General features: G+C 41.3%; 12 protein-coding genes and 2 pseudogenes. 7 read left to right on the top strand and 7 right to left on the bottom strand.

Translation table 11 applies throughout. The features are described 5' to 3' along the window. Nucleotides 1-183: helix-turn-helix domain-containing protein (locus tag QNK26_RS10880; protein ID WP_413816361.1), on the bottom strand; the 183-nt coding region annotated here is incomplete at its 3' end. Nucleotides 184-317: 134 nt separating this feature from the next. On the opposite strand from QNK26_RS10880, the pseudogene QNK26_RS10875 reads away from it, so the two are divergent. After that, a pseudogene (locus QNK26_RS10875) lies at nt 318-530 on the top strand (hypothetical protein). Nucleotides 531-772: 242 nt separating this feature from the next. Here QNK26_RS10875 and QNK26_RS10870 read toward each other — a convergent pair. The 5 genes from QNK26_RS10870 to hydA all read right to left on the bottom strand — a co-directional run bounded on the left by QNK26_RS10870 (nt 773) and on the right by hydA (nt 6,049). Next, nucleotides 773-1,774: an ABC transporter substrate-binding protein gene (locus QNK26_RS10870; protein WP_319222873.1), complete on the bottom strand. Its 1,002-nt coding sequence runs from the start codon at nt 1,772-1,774 to the stop codon at nt 773-775. 126 nt (nt 1,775-1,900) lie between these two features. Continuing rightward, nucleotides 1,901-2,851, bottom strand: coding sequence for an ABC transporter permease (locus tag QNK26_RS10865; protein WP_319222872.1), 951 nt, complete (start codon nt 2,849-2,851; stop codon nt 1,901-1,903). After that, the gene (locus QNK26_RS10860; RefSeq protein ID WP_319222871.1) at nt 2,841-3,716 is read right to left on the bottom strand and encodes an ABC transporter permease; all 876 of its coding nucleotides are present in this window, start codon (nt 3,714-3,716) and stop codon (nt 2,841-2,843) included. Before QNK26_RS10860 ends, QNK26_RS10865 begins: the two co-directional genes overlap by 11 nt. 28 nt (nt 3,717-3,744) lie before the next feature. Further along, nucleotides 3,745-4,578 (bottom strand): ABC transporter ATP-binding protein, encoded by an 834-nt coding sequence (locus tag QNK26_RS10855; protein WP_319222869.1) that lies wholly within the window; start codon nt 4,576-4,578, stop codon nt 3,745-3,747. A 31-nt stretch (nt 4,579-4,609) separates the two neighbouring features. Next, a complete protein-coding gene (hydA, locus tag QNK26_RS10850) occupies nt 4,610-6,049 on the bottom strand; it encodes a dihydropyrimidinase (RefSeq protein ID WP_319222868.1) in 1,440 nt (479 codons plus the stop codon). Between the two features lie 474 nt (nt 6,050-6,523). Here hydA and QNK26_RS10845 point away from each other — a divergent pair, with 474 nt between their 5' ends. After that, entirely contained in the window at nt 6,524-7,756 is a 1,233-nt protein-coding gene (locus QNK26_RS10845) for a Zn-dependent hydrolase (RefSeq protein WP_319222867.1), read from the top strand. 51 nt (nt 7,757-7,807) lie between these two features. Here the strand turns inward: QNK26_RS10845 and QNK26_RS10840 are convergent, their stop codons facing one another. Beyond that, nucleotides 7,808-8,458 carry a TetR family transcriptional regulator C-terminal domain-containing protein gene (locus QNK26_RS10840; protein ID WP_319222866.1) on the bottom strand — a complete coding sequence of 217 codons (651 nt, stop codon included), beginning with the start codon at nt 8,456-8,458 and terminating at the stop codon, nt 7,808-7,810. A gap of 283 nt (nt 8,459-8,741) precedes the next feature. Here QNK26_RS10840 and QNK26_RS10835 point away from each other — a divergent pair, with 283 nt between their 5' ends. The 5 genes and pseudogenes from QNK26_RS10835 to QNK26_RS10815 all read left to right on the top strand — a co-directional run bounded on the left by QNK26_RS10835 (nt 8,742) and on the right by QNK26_RS10815 (nt 15,005). Beyond that, the gene (locus tag QNK26_RS10835; RefSeq protein ID WP_319222865.1) at nt 8,742-10,100 is read left to right on the top strand and encodes an NAD(P)-dependent oxidoreductase; all 1,359 of its coding nucleotides are present in this window, start codon (nt 8,742-8,744) and stop codon (nt 10,098-10,100) included. A gap of 1 nt (nt 10,101) precedes the next feature. Continuing rightward, on the top strand, nt 10,102-11,376 hold the full coding sequence (gene preA, locus QNK26_RS10830; protein WP_319222863.1) for an NAD-dependent dihydropyrimidine dehydrogenase subunit PreA: 1,275 nt from the start codon (nt 10,102-10,104) through the stop codon (nt 11,374-11,376). Nucleotides 11,377-11,407: 31 nt separating this feature from the next. Further along, complete coding sequence (locus QNK26_RS10825; RefSeq protein ID WP_319222861.1) at nt 11,408-12,745, top strand: aspartate aminotransferase family protein; 1,338 nt, start codon at nt 11,408-11,410, stop codon at nt 12,743-12,745. Between the two features lie 44 nt (nt 12,746-12,789). Next, complete coding sequence (locus tag QNK26_RS10820; protein WP_319222860.1) at nt 12,790-14,283, top strand: CoA-acylating methylmalonate-semialdehyde dehydrogenase; 1,494 nt, start codon at nt 12,790-12,792, stop codon at nt 14,281-14,283. Nucleotides 14,284-14,546: 263 nt separating this feature from the next. Next, a pseudogene (locus QNK26_RS10815) lies at nt 14,547-15,005 on the top strand (IS6 family transposase). Nucleotides 15,006-15,298: the final 293 nt, after the last annotated feature.

Raw genomic sequence — 15,298 nt, 5'->3', positions numbered from 1 at the left:
AAATAATTCTCCGACCGGTACTTCTAAATAAGCACATAATAAATCGATAGCTTCAAGTTCAACTCTCGTTGCTGTTTCATTATATAAACGTGTGATCGTCCCTCTATTAATTCCTGTGTCCCTTGCAATATCAGCAATTTTTAAGCGCTTAATCCCCATGATTTTTGATAAGTGACACTTCAAAATGTTCTCCCTAGTTAAAAATGTTCTGTAGCGAGGCAAAATGTCTGCAGTGTAATAATTAGATGCTATATTTTGACTTTCAGAAGAGCAAAGTTCTCTTTAGGAGGTTATTTTTACTAATAGGAGCGTATATTGTGGATGTTACATACATGACAACTTCTGAGTTATCAGAACGAATTAAATATGATCAAAGAACTATTCGTGAATAGTTGAAAGATTCGGTTTTGTTTGAAGGGGTTCATTACATCCGACCATTTGGTGGAAGAAAGATCTTATACATATGGGAACGCATTGAAGAAGAGATGCTCAATGGTATTTCACTTAATTCATTAACTGATGGTATGTGAGGTAAATTATTGGGTGAAGCTAGCTTGCTGATATAGATCATTTCCGCAAAGTCAGCTCCAATAAAGTTAAAACAACTTTTATATTTACTTATTTATTATCAATGCATTCAATGTATTTTGACGAGGATTTTCGTTTTGCTTTACGATGTAAATAAAAGTTTATGGCAGCAAAGCTGCTCAAGGTCGAGCACTGAAAAAGCACCGAATGTTATGCATTCGGTGCTTAAGTTAGCGAAACAGAATTACAGTTTTTTATATTTTTCAAATACAACGTGAGAATAAGCACCAACGGGTTTCTTAGTGATAACAGGAGATGAGTCACTATTTAATAGTACATCAACTGTTCGGTCAAATGCGGCAGGGGTTAGGTAGCCTAGATTATCGCCAGAGCCTAATAGTTTAGCTACTTCCGTCATCATACGTATTTGATGGCTTTCAGTTTGAGCACCAGTATCATCGTATTCTAAAACGATCATTGCGGCTTTTTTAGGGTTTTCAGCGGCCCATTTCCAGCCTTTAAGTGATGCCTTGAGAAACTTAGCGTAAGTCTCTACTTTTTGTGCGTCTTCTAAGTCATTCTCTAGCACGTACAGACCATCTTCTAGGGTCGCCACGCCTTCATCTTCATACTTAAATAAGACCAGCTCTTCAGGTGTTAAGCCACCATCAATCACTTGACCGTATTCATTATATGTCATAGTAGAAACACAATCGGCTTGTCCTTGGAAAATCGGGTCAACGTTAAAGCCTTGTTTAAGCACCGTCACCCCCTCTTTACCCCCTGTAGTTGGGTAGCCTAGTTGTGACATCCAACTTAAGAATGGGTATTCATTACCAAAGAACCACACGCCTAAGGTTTTACCCTTAAAGTCAGCTGAAGTTTTAATACCACTGGATTTTAAGCAGGTCAGCATCATGCCCGATTTACTATAAATTTGCGCAATGTTGACCATCGGCAGTCCCTTTTCCCTTGTCGCCAATGCAGAGGGTAACCAGTCAACAATGATGTCTGCACCACCTCCCGCTAAGACCTGCGCTGGAGCAATATCAGGGCCGCCAGGTTTAATAGAAAGATCAATACCTTCATCCTTATAATAACCATTTTCTAAGGCCACGTAGTAGCCTGCAAACTGTGCCTGTGTTACCCATTTTAGCTGTAGAGTTAGCTTGTCTGCTGCATTAGCGCTGATGCTTGATGCTAATAGAGCGACACCAGTGGCAAATGTAATTAGCGTTCTTTTCATAGTGTATTCCCTTTTCTATTTTAAAGTGACGTGAAACCAATTGAACTTTAATAGTTCGCTAAGATTGCCGTTATAAAGGCCTATTTAACGGCTTAATATCAGACTATTTATTTGATCTAATTGGTATTAGCTGTTTTTACTGTCTCGGTACGAAGGGTGCCAAAACAACAAGGACTTCTCTAGCAAAGCCAGTGCCCCATAGCTTAATGAACCTGCAATGGCTGCCACTACAATCGTGGCCCATACTAGATCCATATTCATTCGACCAACCTCGGTCGAAATTCTAAATCCCATGCCAACAATCGGCGTACCAAAAAATTCCGCTACAATAGCGCCAATTAATGCCAGTGCTGAATTGAGTTTCAAGGCATTAAAAATGAATGGTAGAGCATGAGGTAATTGATTTTTGAAGAATATCTGTGATTTTTTAGATGCATAGGTGTGCATTAAATCTTGGTGTAATGCGTCGGTAGATTGCAGGCCAGTTAAGGTATTAATAAACATTGGAAAAAAAGTCATGATAACAATAACAGCCGCTTTTGATTGCCAATCAAAGCCAAACCACATCACCATAATAGGAGCAATACCAACAATAGGGATTGCAGACATAAAGTTGCCTAAAGGCATTAATGCATCTTGTAATAACTTGTTGCTAACGGCCCACTTTGCAACGAGAAACCCAGATAAACATCCGATGATGTAACCGGCTAGTACTGCTTTTAAATAGGTTTGTTTAAAGTCAGCCCAAAGCATAGGTATATTACTGATTAGAGCATGAAATATATTGCTGGGTGCCGGCATTAAAATAGGGGAAATAGCATATCCCTTAACAATGCTTTCCCAAGTTAAGATCAACATAAATGCAAACAGGGTTGGGATCAGAGGCTTAATGAGTTTATGGGTATTATCAAGTGACGTGAGTTGACCTAATAACATTGCCATGCTGTAAGCAGATGCGAACAGTAATAAAACAGATAAAGGCATCGCATCATAAAAACCCTGTTCACTAACCATTACCAGTGAAATCTGGGAAACGATAAAGGCAATATAAAGGATATTTTTTAATTTATTTGGCATTAACAAGCCCTCCACGGCGGCGTAATAGCGCTTTTTCAGCAAGTCCAACTAACCACACTAATATTGACCCTAGCGTGGCTGCGACGATTAAAGCCGCCCAGATCTGCTCCGTTTGTCCATAATAAGAACCACTTAATAAGCGGGCTCCTAATCCCCCCTGTGCGCCGGTTGGGAGTTCAGCGACAATCGCACCGACGAGTGCCGCGGCAATCGCTACTTTTAAACTGGCAAATAAATATGGCTGCGCCGAATACCAACGTAATTTCCAAAAGATATCTTTAGCGCTGGCGCTATAGGTATGCATCAATTCTTCGTGTAATTTATCTGCGGAACGCAAACCTTTAACCATTGCGATGGTGACCGGAAAGAAGGAAAGGTACATGGAAATGATGGCTTTCGGGAACACGCCGGTGATATTGATTGAGCCTAAAACCACAACAATCATCGGTGCGATTGCTAATATAGGAATGGTCTGAGAAGCAATTACCCAAGGCATTAAACTCGATTCTAGGGTTTTGTTATGCACAATACCCACGGCAATTAAAATGCCTAATAATGCCCCCAAAAAAAATCCTAACAGTGTTGAGTTAAGGGTTATTTGCGCATGATAAATTAGTGAACGTTTAGAGGTCACTGGTTTATCAATAATCGATTTGATCAACTCCTGCCCGACTTTATGTGGAGCTGGCAGTACTGGTCGCTTAACATCATATGCTTGGATAATTATTTGTTGATAGCTCCATGCTTGATTTTTACGTTCAAGATTGTTGATCAGTTGATTGCCATTCATTAACAGTGACGCTAAGTACCAAATGGCAATGACGATGCTCAATATGCTGACGAAGGTAAATAGCTTTTGTTTCATAAATATCTAGTCCTTTAGTCTCTTATGATTAATCGATAGCATGTTCATTTGCTAAGGCTGCACGGATTTCACTGGCTAACGCATGAAATGCTGGTTGATCTCGTAAGGCTAATGTTTTTAGTCGAGGTAATGGGCTTTCAATCACCTTGATAATCCGGCCAGGTCGCGGTGACATCACCACAATATGCGTTGACAGTAATACCGCTTCGTCAATTGAGTGAGTAACAAATACCACGGTTTTTTGGGTTTCACTCCATATACGTAGTAATTCCATATTCATGTGATCACGAGTGATCTCATCTAATGCACCAAAGGGTTCATCCATCAGTAATAGCTCAGGGTTTAAACATAGAGCGCGAGCAATGGATGCGCGTTGCTGCATCCCCCCTGAGAGCTGCCATGGATATTTTTTATGGAAATTCTGTAACCCAACCATTTTTAGGTATTTATCTATCTGTTTATTCTGTTGCGCAGGTGATTGACCTGATATCTCCATCGGTAAGGCGCAATTTTGATGAATGTTGCGCCATGGCATAAGGGCGGGAGCTTGAAATACATAGCCATATAATCGATTTAAACGAGCATCTTCAGCATCTGTACCGTTTACCTTTAAACTGCCTGATGTGGCTTTTTCTAAGTCTGCAATAACACGTAATAAGGTGGTTTTTCCGCAACCAGAAGGGCCGATAAAAGAGACAAAATCACCACTTTTAATGGTCAGGTTAATATTGGCTAGTGCATGGACATCACCATCTTGACTCGGAAAAATTAACGACAGATCGTCAATGGAGATCATCGATCGCTTTGAGGCAACAACGGGATCTGGTTTTAATAATGTTATGGGCTCTTGGACTGCTATCATATTGCCTCTCTTATCTGCTTTATTTTATGGATTAACGTTCAACCGTATAGGGTGCATGTGCTTGGTTATATTTTTTAACCGCATCGAATATGGTTGGAAAAGCAGGGCGTTTGATATAGCGGCCAGCGCCTTCTTGTACATTCAACTTCCCCTCTTTAAAGACCACCTTACCCTGGCTGACCGTGATACTAGGTGAACCTAAAACAGTACGCCCTTCAAAAATATTGAAGTCGATTTTTTGATGATGTGTTTTCGCTGAAAGTGTATGCTCTTTAGCGGGGTCCCAAATCACGATATCTGCGTCTGAACCAACAGAGATACAACCTTTCTGTGGAAAAATATTAAATATTTTGGCGCTATTAGTGGAGGTTACTGCTACAAATTCATTCTCTGTTAAGCGGCCTTTATTGACGCCTGAATCCCACAACACCATTAATCTATCTTCTACCCCTGCAGTGCCGTTTGGTATTTGGGTAAAGTTATCTTTACCCATCGCTTTTTGGTCTTCACAGAAACAACAGTGGTCAGTCGCTGTGGTTTGAATCGTGCCACCTTGCAGCGCTTTCCAAAGTGCCTCTTGGTGGCCTTTGGGTCTGAATGGAGGGCTCATTACATGTGCCGCCGCCGTTGCCCAATCTGGGTTTTTATACACACTCTCATCTAACTCTAAGTGTCCAGCTAAACACTCGCCATAAACACGTTGCCCTTCTTGCCTAGCACGTGCAATTTCATCAATCGCCTCTTTACAGGAAACATGTACCAAGTAAAGTGGCACCCCGATTGATTGTGCAATGCGAATGGCGCGATTAGCGGCTTCACCTTCTACTTCGGTTGGTCTTGATTGAGGATGAGCTTCGGGACCATTAATACCAGCCGCAAGTAATTTTTGTTGTAGATGATGCACTAATTCACCATTTTCAGCATGCACTGTTGGCATGGCGCCTAACTCTAGGCAGCGACTAAAGCTATTAACAAGTGTTTCATCTTCGGCCATGATGGCATTTTTATAGGCCATAAAATGTTTAAAGCTATTAACTCCTTCTTCCGATACTAAGGTTTGCATATCCTTAGAAACCGACTCATCCCACCAAGTGACGGCGACATGGAAAGAGTAATCTGAGGCAGAGCGAGCTGCCCAACCCTTCCATGTTTGGAAAGCTTCCATTAATGGTTGTTGTGGATTGGGGATAACAAAATCGATGATCATAGTGGTACCGCCAGCTAAACCTGCCGAGGTGCCTGAATAGAAGTCTTCGCTTGCAACGGTGCCCATAAAGGGTAACTGCATGTGAGTATGTGGATCGATGCCTCCTGGCATAACCAGTTTGCCACTTGCATCAATAATCTCGGTGTTTTCAGGTACCTCAAGCTCAGTACCTATGGCTTTAATAACGCCATCTTCACAATAAACATCTGCGAATATACTTTGTTCCGCGTTGACGATTTTACCGCCCTTTATTAATAAACTCATTTTGATCAACTCCTCCATGATAGTGCCATTGCGTGCAATGTACTGACTGACAATTAGAATTTAGGTAGCCACCTTGACGATATTTTTTACGACAAGGTCTGCGGTAGTAAGGGAGTTGCAATTAATAAGCCAATAAAAAAACTAGTTGACCATTTGGACGGGTTTTGTGGGTTTGAAGGGTGATGTTGCTTAGATGTGTTTATTTATTGCTTTTATTTTATTGCTCTTGAATATAGCTTGGGAAATGAATTTAGATCAATAATGGGGCACTTACTGACTAATATGGTGCAAAATATTTATGCTGCTTTTATTTGCTATTAGCATATTTTGCTTAAAAGATGCGCAGTAGGCTTATGAAAAGGGAGTGTAAATAAAATGCAAGTAGCTGTCCTGTTGGTCAGCTTCTTGCATTGATATGTTTGTGTGGGTGTATTTATATGCATTAGTCATTGTTCAACATTTATTGGAGTCATCATGAAAGCATTAAAAATTAATAGTGATCGCCTGTGGGGGAGTTTAATGGAAATGGCCAAAATAGGAGGTACAGTTAAGGGGGGATGTTGTCGCTTAGCTTTGACTGACTTAGATAAGCAGGGACGTGAGTTATATATTAAATGGGCCGAAGAAGCAGGTTGTACCGTGAAGGTGGATGCGGTTGGAAATATAATGTGTACACGCCCTGGTGAAGATATGAGCTTAGCGCCAGTCGGTACGGGTAGTCACCTGGATACACAACCTACTGGTGGCAAGTTTGATGGAGTTTTTGGTGTATTAGCGGGCTTAGAAGTGGTTCAGTCTATGAATGACCAAGGTATTAAAACCAAACATCCCATTGAAATTTCAGTATGGACAAATGAAGAGGGATCTCGCTTTGCACCGGCAATGATGGGGTCTGGAGTGGTGTCTGGCCGCTTTACTTTAGAAGAGATTTTGGATACAAAAGATGTTGATGGATTACGTTTGGGGGACGAATTATCACGTATTGGTTTTGCAGGAGGCACGCCAGTAACAGGCCGAGAGTTTCATGCCTTCTTTGAAACACATATAGAACAAGGTCCATACTTAGAAGCAGAGGAAAAACAGATCGGAGTCGTCACTGGTGGGCAAGGTCAGCGCTGGTACAATGCAACTATCACTGGGCGAGAGTCCCATGCCGGAACAACGCCGATGCACCTGCGTCGAGATGCATTAATTGCGAGCTCACAATTAGTATTAAAAGTAGAAGAGATTGCTAAAGCACACCCACCGGGTTGTGGGACCGTCGGTTTTATGCAAGTGATGCCTAACTCACGTAATACCATACCGGGTGAGATATCGATGAGTATCGATCTTCGCCACCCTATAGATGAAGAGTTAACGAAAATGGATAGCGCGTTGCAAGCTGCGATTGCGGAAATTGAGCAAAACGGAGCGAATATAGCCTTAGATCCCTTTTGGTATTATGAGCCTATTCATTTCAATGAACAATGTGTTAACGCAGTGCGTCAAGCCTCTGTGGATCTAGGCTATAGCCATATGGATATTATTGCTGGCGCGGGGCATGATGCCTGTTATGTGTCGGATTTTGCACCCACAAGCATGATTTTCACACCCTGTTTAAATGGTATTAGCCATAATGAAATTGAAAGCACCACGCAAGAAGAGTGCGAAGCAGGTTGTTCTGTTTTACTTAATGCGATGTTGACCATGGCTGAGGCCATTGATTAAGTTGCAATGAAGGTAAGTTAGGTAGTTTAAAACTACTTAACTTACAGTTTTTTACAGCGATTTTATGCCACACCCTCGTAATACAATTTGTGTGACTAATTCTGCTCCGGTTTCAAAGTCGTCTTCGTCTAATTCTGTTTTTCCCATCAAAATACTACTTTGTATACCATAGTCAGCGTAGGCCTGTGTCGATGACCAAATCAGAAATAAAAGATGCTCTGGGCTGATTGGTTTCATCCACTGCTTTGCTATCCATTCACGGAAAACTTGACAAGTTTTAGCGAACTGATCTTTAAGTTCTGTTTCTAGTTTCTCTTGTAAAAATGGTGCACCATGAAGCAGTTCAGAAGCAAAGATACGTGATGCATTAGCATGCTCTTTGGATTGCTTTATCTTAAGTAGAATGTAGCGTCTTAGAGCCTCGCTTGGGTGTTGGTCAGCGGTCATCTCTTCCATATCAACTAACCAAATCTTCAATATATTCATTAATACTTCTTTATATAAGACCTCTTTGGTTTTGAAGTAATAGAGTATATTTGATTTTGGCAATTTGGCTTGCTCAGCAATAGAGGAGATGGTGGTGGCGTTATAGCCATATTTAGAAAAGCGTTCTTCAGCCACGTTAACAATCAGCTGTAAATTACTTTTACGTATATCTACTGATTTACGACGTTTTATCGTGATCTTTTTAGTCTCATTCATTGATGCTTCTCCGCACTGTTATATTGCCAAAGCCTTTTAGTGGTGCAGTATTATTTCATATTTTCATTGTAGAGCGTAGTGATAACACTATTATTATTTTCACTTAAACTTATCTCCACTAAATTATTCGGTTTTTATATCAATTAAAACAATGCCTTACATATCATCTTGTTTGTTACTCAACATTCCTGACTGATTGGTCAGGAACTTGGCGTGTAGATTGCATCGTCTAATTATTATTTAAAATGAAAAAGCAGATAGTTAAATACAAATAGGAGATATTATGGTGATGAATACGGATGATTCAGTAAGCTATTCACAACAGCAATTAGCGTTAAATCAAATGTTTAAAGATATCAATCCCGCCTTAAGTGCGCAACAGGCCGGTATTGAGAGTTCTCGTTGTTATTATTGTTACGATGCCCCTTGTATTAAGGCTTGTCCGTCTAAAATTAATATTCCTAGCTTTATCGCGAGTATTCATAACGATGATTTAACCGGAGCTGCTAAAACCATCTACCAAGAAAATATCATGGGGGGCAGTTGTGCCCGTGTTTGTCCCACTGAAATACTGTGTGAACAAGCCTGCGTTAGAAACCATGAAGAAGAAAAAATGCCCGTTAAAATTGGTCTGTTGCAACGCCATGCAACGGATAATGCTAAATTTTCAGGTCATCCTTTCGATCGTGCAGTATCAACAGGCAAGAAAATTGCGGTAGTCGGTGCTGGGCCTGCTGGCTTGAGTTGTGCTCACCGTTTAGCGCACCTCGGTCATGACGTCGAAGTATTTGAAGCACAAGAAAAAGCGGGCGGTTTGAATGAATATGGTATTGCCAAATACAAATTAACTGAAAACTTTGCACAGGAAGAGGTCGACTTTATTTTAAGTATTGGCGGTATTACCGTGCATTATGAGACAGCTTTAGGTAAGGATATTCGCTTAACTCAGCTTAAAGAAGACTTTGATGCGGTGTTTTTAAGTATTGGTCTGCAGAATACTGCTTCATTATATATTGAAAATGAAGATAACGAGATGGTGCTTAATTCAGTTGAATACATTAAAGAGCTAAGACAAGCCTCGGATCTTGATCAATTATTTATTCCAAAGGATAGTGCCGTGGTAATTGGTGCCGGTAATACGGCTATCGATATCGCTTGTCAATTAAAACGTTTAGGCACGGAAGAGGTTACCTTAGTCTATCGCCGTGGTGAAGCACAAATGAGCGCAACAGCTCACGAGCAACAAATTGCTAAAAACCATCAAGTAAGAATTAAGACATGGAGTCAACCAGAGAAAATAAACCACGATGAGGATGGACAGCTAACGTCAATGACCTTCAGTAAAACTTACCTTGAGCAGGGCAAGCTGAAAAGTACAGATGAGCAATTTGATGTGAACTGTAGTGCCGTCTTTAAAGCGGTAGGTCAAAAAATGGCTTACCCAGAGCCAGAGAAATTAATCCCCACCATCAGCAATGGAAAAATTGCAACTTTTCATAATCAACTGACCAGCATTGAAGGTGTTTTTGCTGGTGGAGACTGTACCGGTGTCGGGCAAGACCTGACCGTAGAAGCGGTTCAACAGGGGAAATTAGCGGCATTAGCAATTCATCAAGAACTTACTTCATCAGAGGATAAATAACATGGCTGACTTATCAATTGACTTCGTAGGTATTAAAGCGCCTAACCCATTTTGGTTGGCCTCAGCGCCACCAACGGATAAGGCTTATAACGTAGAACGTGCATTTGAAGCCGGCTGGGGTGGGGTGGTTTGGAAAACTTTAGGTGAAGATCCTGCTGCTGTTAATGTCTCTTCTCGCTATTCTGCACACTACGACCAAAACGGTAATGTCTCTGGTTTTAATAATATTGAGTTGATCACCGACCGTAGTTTAGAAATCAATTTGCGTGAAATTGAGGCAGTGAAAAAAAGCTGGCCAGATCGTGCATTAGTGGTGTCATTAATGATGCCCTGTGAAGAGCATATTTGGAAAAAAATATTAAAGCAGGTTGAAGCTACTGGCGCAGATGGTGTGGAGCTTAATTTTGGCTGTCCACATGGGATGCCGGAGCGTGGAATGGGAGCGGCTGTTGGCCAAATACCAGAATACGTTGAGATGGTCACGCGTTGGTGTAAAGAGCACAGCAAAATGCCTGTCATTGTTAAATTAACCCCAAATATTACTGATATCCGTTTTCCTGCTCGAGCCGCAAAAAAAGGGGGGGCGGATGCGGTGTCATTGATTAATACCATTAACTCGATCACTAGTATTGACCTTGACATGATGGCTGCTCGCCCAATCGTTGACGGTAAAAGTACACATGGTGGTTATTGTGGCTCTGCCGTGAAACCGATTGCCTTGAATATGGTGGCAGAAATTGCCCGTGATCCAGAAACACATGGCTTACCAATGTCAGGTATCGGTGGAATTAGTAACTGGCGAGACGCGGCTGAGTTTATTTCTTTGGGCGCCGGATCTGTACAAGTGTGTACTGCGGCGATGATTAATGGATTTAATATTGTTAAGGAGATGAAATCGGGGCTTTCTAACTGGATGGACAGTAAGGGCTATGAAAGCATTAATGATTTTAAAGGGTTAGCTGTTCCTAATACCACTGATTGGAAAAAGCTAAACATGAACTACAAAGTCGTGGCGAGTATTGATGATGAGAAGTGTATTGGCTGCGGCCGTTGTTACCAAGCCTGTGAAGATACCTCGCATCAAGCAATTGAAGTCACCTCTCAAGACGACGGTACTAATCGCTTTGATATTATTGATGATAACTGTGTGGGCTGTAACTTGTGTGAAATCACTTGTCCAGTCGATGACTGTATCACCATGGATGTGCGTTCAAAAGGTCAGCCGTATATGAATTGGATGCAAGATGAGCGTAATCCACATAGAGAAGACGTTTAATGTGGTACTTCATTCATTTTCGAGGTGATATATGAATAATCAACAACTTAATAGCGGTTTAACAGAAGTGCAACTCGATGCTCATTGGATGCCCTATACCGCTAACCGTCAGTTTAAGAAAGATCCAAGAATAATCGCCACAGCGCAGGGAAGATACTTTACCGATGCAGCTGGAAGAAAGATATTTGATGGATTATCAGGCCTTTGGTGTACGGGATTAGGCCATGGTCGACCAGAAATAGCTGAAGCGGTTTACCAGCAGATTAAAACATTAGACTACTCTCCTGGCTTTCAATTTGGCCATGAAAAATCATTTCAATTAGCGGAAAAAATTATTGAGTTTATGCCTGTGGGTTTAAATCGTGTTTTTTATACAGGCTCTGGTTCTGAGGCGGCGGAAACCGCGTTAAAAATGGCGCGCGGTTATTGGCGTAAAAAAGGTCAATCCAGCAAAACCAAGCTGATAGGCCGAGGTTTAGGTTATCACGGTAGTAATTTTGGTGGCATATCGGTAGGCGGTATTGGTGGTAATCGCGCTTTATTTGGACCAGCGGTTGAAGCCGATCATTTACGTCACACGCTATTAGCAGAAAATACCTTTAGCCAAGGGCTACCGGAAAAGGGAAAAGAATTAGCCAATGAACTGCTTGATATTATTGCACTGCATGATGCGAGCAATATTGCCGCGGTGATTGTTGAGCCATTATCAGGATCTGCAGGAGTGATACCCCCACCAGTGGGATATCTTCAGCGCTTACGTGAAATATGTAGCGAGCACGATATTCTACTTATTTTTGATGAGGTAATTTGTAGTTTTGGTCGGATGGGGGCGAAAACGGGAGCGGAGGCCTTTGGCGTTGTTCCCGACATAATTAATATCGCTAAGCAGGTGACAAATGGTGTCATTCCGATGGGTGCTGTGATTGCTAAGCAAGAAATTTATGATACCTACATGGCGCACAGTGGAGCAGAGCATAACATTGAGTTTCCTCATGGTTATACCTATTCTGCTCATCCCGTTGCTTGTGCTGCAGGGTTAGCAACCTTGGATATTCTACAAAAAGAAAAAATACCTGAAAGGGTTAAATCGCTGAGTACCTACTTTCAACAAGCAGTACATAGCTTAAAGGGCTGTAAGCACGTCACTGATATTCGAAATTATGGATTCTCAGCGGGTTTTACTATTGAGTCTGCGCCCGGAGAGCCGACATTACGCCCTTATTTAATAGGCTTGAAAATGTGGCAGAAAGGTTTCTTCATTCGTTATGGGGGAGCAACGATTCAGCTAGGTTTACCCTTTACCACTGAAAAATCTGAAATTGATTCCTTGATTAATGCATTGGGTGAAACCTTTAACGAAATAGCTTAAGCCAATGAACTAAATAAAGTGGTGAATGCCACATGGAGATTGTTATGAAAAAAGTTGTAGGCCATTTTATTGATGGTGAAATAGTCGAATACAATGAACGGACTCAGGATATTTATGATCCCGCATTAGGTGACGTGGCAGCACAAGTTGCATTAGCTTCTAAAGAGACAGTGGAATTAGCCATTGCATCAGCGCAAAAAGCCTTTCCTGAATGGCGTAATACAACGCCCTTGAAGCGAGCACGTGTGATGTTTCGATTTAAGGAACTGCTCGAAGAAAACAGGGATAAAATTTGTTATCTCTTAGGCAAAGAGCACGGGAAAATATTACATGATGCGGCAGGTGAATTGCAGCGTGGAATCGAAAATGTTGAATACGCCTGTGGTGCCCCTGAATTACTAAAGGGTGAATACAGTAAAAATGCAGGTCCAAATGTTGATTCATGGAGTGAGTTGCAGCCTTTAGGCGTTGTCGCAGGGATAACACCTTTTAATTTCCCTGCTATGGTGCCGATGTGGATGTTTCCGTTAGCCATTGTTTGTGGTAATTGCTTTATCCTGAAACCTTCTGAAAGAAACCCAAGTACGACGCTGTTTTTAGCTGAGCTGTTATACCAAGCAGGCTTACCGAAAGGGGTGTTGAATGTGGTTAATGGTGACAAAGAAGCCGTTGATCTTATTTTACAAGATACACGTATTAAAGCCGTCAGCTTTGTCGGCTCAACACCGATTGCTGAGCATATTTATGCTAAAGCGACTGCCAATGGCAAACGTTGCCAAGCGTTAGGTGGTGCAAAAAATCATGCCATCATCATGCCCGATGCCGATATGGATAACGCGGCAAATCAATTGCTTGGTGCTGCGTTTGGTTCATCGGGTGAACGCTGCATGGCGCTGTCTGTGGTCGTGGCGGTCGGTGATCAAGCAGCTGATGCGTTAATTGAAAAAATGACGCTTGCCATGAAAGATCTAAAAGTCGGTGCATTTGATAATACCGCTAATGATTTTGGTCCTCTAATAACCAAGCAACATCAAGAAAAAGTGCTGGGTTATATTGATAGCGCACAGGATCAAGGTGCTAGTATAGTGGTTGATGGGCGTGGCTTACAGGTAAAAGGGTATGAAAAAGGTTACTTTGTTGGTGCCACCTTAATTGATAACGTTAAAGCTGAGATGGACAGCTATAAAGCAGAGATATTTGGTCCAGTATTACAGGTGATGCGCGTAGAGAAGATGCAGCAAGCGATGCAGCTGATTAATGACCATGAATATGGTAACGGTACCTGTATTTTCACGCGTGATGGTGAAGCGGCTCGTTATTTCTCGGATAATATTCAAGTTGGGATGGTCGGAATAAATGTTCCATTACCTGTTCCCGTTGCTTATCACAGCTTTGGTGGTTGGAAGCGGTCATTATTTGGCGATCTACATGCCTATGGCCCAGATGGTGTGAAGTTCTACACTAAACTCAAAACTATTACGCAGCGTTGGCCAACAAGCGGTGTTAGAGAGGGGGCAAACTTTGCTTTTCCTAGCTAAGCGATATTAAGTTTGAGTTGTTTACCATATTGACACCCACTGCTCTGGTGGGAGTTTTCCTTCATTGCTTAACTTTGCTGCTTTCACTACTTAACTTGGGGTACTGTCACTTAACAACTAATTCGCTGATTATGCGATAATCTGTGAATGAAAAATTAAAATATCTATGCAGGTTATCGCTACCCTGCCCAAATCATCAGCCACGCAGTTTGGCTTTATCATCGTTTTACGCTTAGTTTTCGAGATATCGAGGAATTACTCTCATGCTAGGTATTGTTGTTAGTTATGAGACAATTCGCCAATGGTGTAAAAAGTGTGGTTCAAGCTATTGTAAACAAATCAAAAAGAATCGAGGACAGCTTAGTGATATAGGGTATCTGGATGAAGTGTTGATTAAGATTAATGGTGTTTTACATTATCTGTGGCGAGCGATAGATCAAGATGGTGACGAGATAGATATTTTGGTTCAGAAACGTAAGAATAAAAAAGCAGCAATTTGATTCTTTAAACAGCTGCTAAAAGGGCAGAGTGGTCCGCAGTTAAAGGTTGTTAGAGATAAACTTAAAAGCTATTCAGCGGCAAAAAAAGAACTAATTCTCAATGTTGAACATTCAACAGTTCAATATGAAAATAACGGATGTGAATTATCACACCAACCTACTCGTCAGCAAGAAAGCAAATACGAAAGTTTAAATTCCATGGGTAAGCTCAACCTTTATTAAGTTGCCATGATCAATGGCTTTTTCCTACCTTCTCGTCATTTAATCAAGCTTTTGGTGAGTCCTAATTTACGAAATAGGGTCGGATTATTTGTCTTTCTTGTGAAGCCATAAAATGAAATCTTTGGTACCGGTAATTTGGACATATTCCTTTTTAATGCTGGCTCAATTTTTTTAATTAGGATCAAAGATATTTCTGAATTTTTAAAAAGTTTTTGTAGCTATTCTGCAATTTTCATGAAAATCCCCGAACTTTAAGGATATAAAATAGCACCTAAATAGCACCTCTCGCACCA

Source organism: Moritella sp. (assembly GCF_033791185.1).
In the GTDB taxonomy this organism is placed as follows: Bacteria; Pseudomonadota; Gammaproteobacteria; order Enterobacterales; family Moritellaceae; genus Moritella.
This window is presented reverse-complemented; position numbering and strand designations above follow the sequence as displayed.

Bases quoted from the DNA above. Each gene is read 5' to 3' on its own strand.
- QNK26_RS10870 (WP_319222873.1), bottom strand. From the start codon at position 1,774: ATGAAAAGAACGCTAATTACATTTGCCACTGGTGTCGCTCTATTAGCA.
- QNK26_RS10865 (WP_319222872.1), bottom strand. From the start codon at position 2,851: ATGCCAAATAAATTAAAAAATATCCTTTATATTGCCTTTATCGTTTCC.
- QNK26_RS10860 (WP_319222871.1), bottom strand. From the start codon at position 3,716: ATGAAACAAAAGCTATTTACCTTCGTCAGCATATTGAGCATCGTCATT.
- QNK26_RS10855 (WP_319222869.1), bottom strand. From the start codon at position 4,578: ATGATAGCAGTCCAAGAGCCCATAACATTATTAAAACCAGATCCCGTT.
- hydA (WP_319222868.1), bottom strand. From the start codon at position 6,049: ATGAGTTTATTAATAAAGGGCGGTAAAATCGTCAACGCGGAACAAAGT.
- QNK26_RS10845 (WP_319222867.1), top strand. From the start codon at position 6,524: ATGAAAGCATTAAAAATTAATAGTGATCGCCTGTGGGGGAGTTTAATG.
- QNK26_RS10840 (WP_319222866.1), bottom strand. From the start codon at position 8,458: ATGAATGAGACTAAAAAGATCACGATAAAACGTCGTAAATCAGTAGAT.
- QNK26_RS10835 (WP_319222865.1), top strand. From the start codon at position 8,742: ATGGTGATGAATACGGATGATTCAGTAAGCTATTCACAACAGCAATTA.
- preA (WP_319222863.1), top strand. From the start codon at position 10,102: ATGGCTGACTTATCAATTGACTTCGTAGGTATTAAAGCGCCTAACCCA.
- QNK26_RS10825 (WP_319222861.1), top strand. From the start codon at position 11,408: ATGAATAATCAACAACTTAATAGCGGTTTAACAGAAGTGCAACTCGAT.
- QNK26_RS10820 (WP_319222860.1), top strand. From the start codon at position 12,790: ATGAAAAAAGTTGTAGGCCATTTTATTGATGGTGAAATAGTCGAATAC.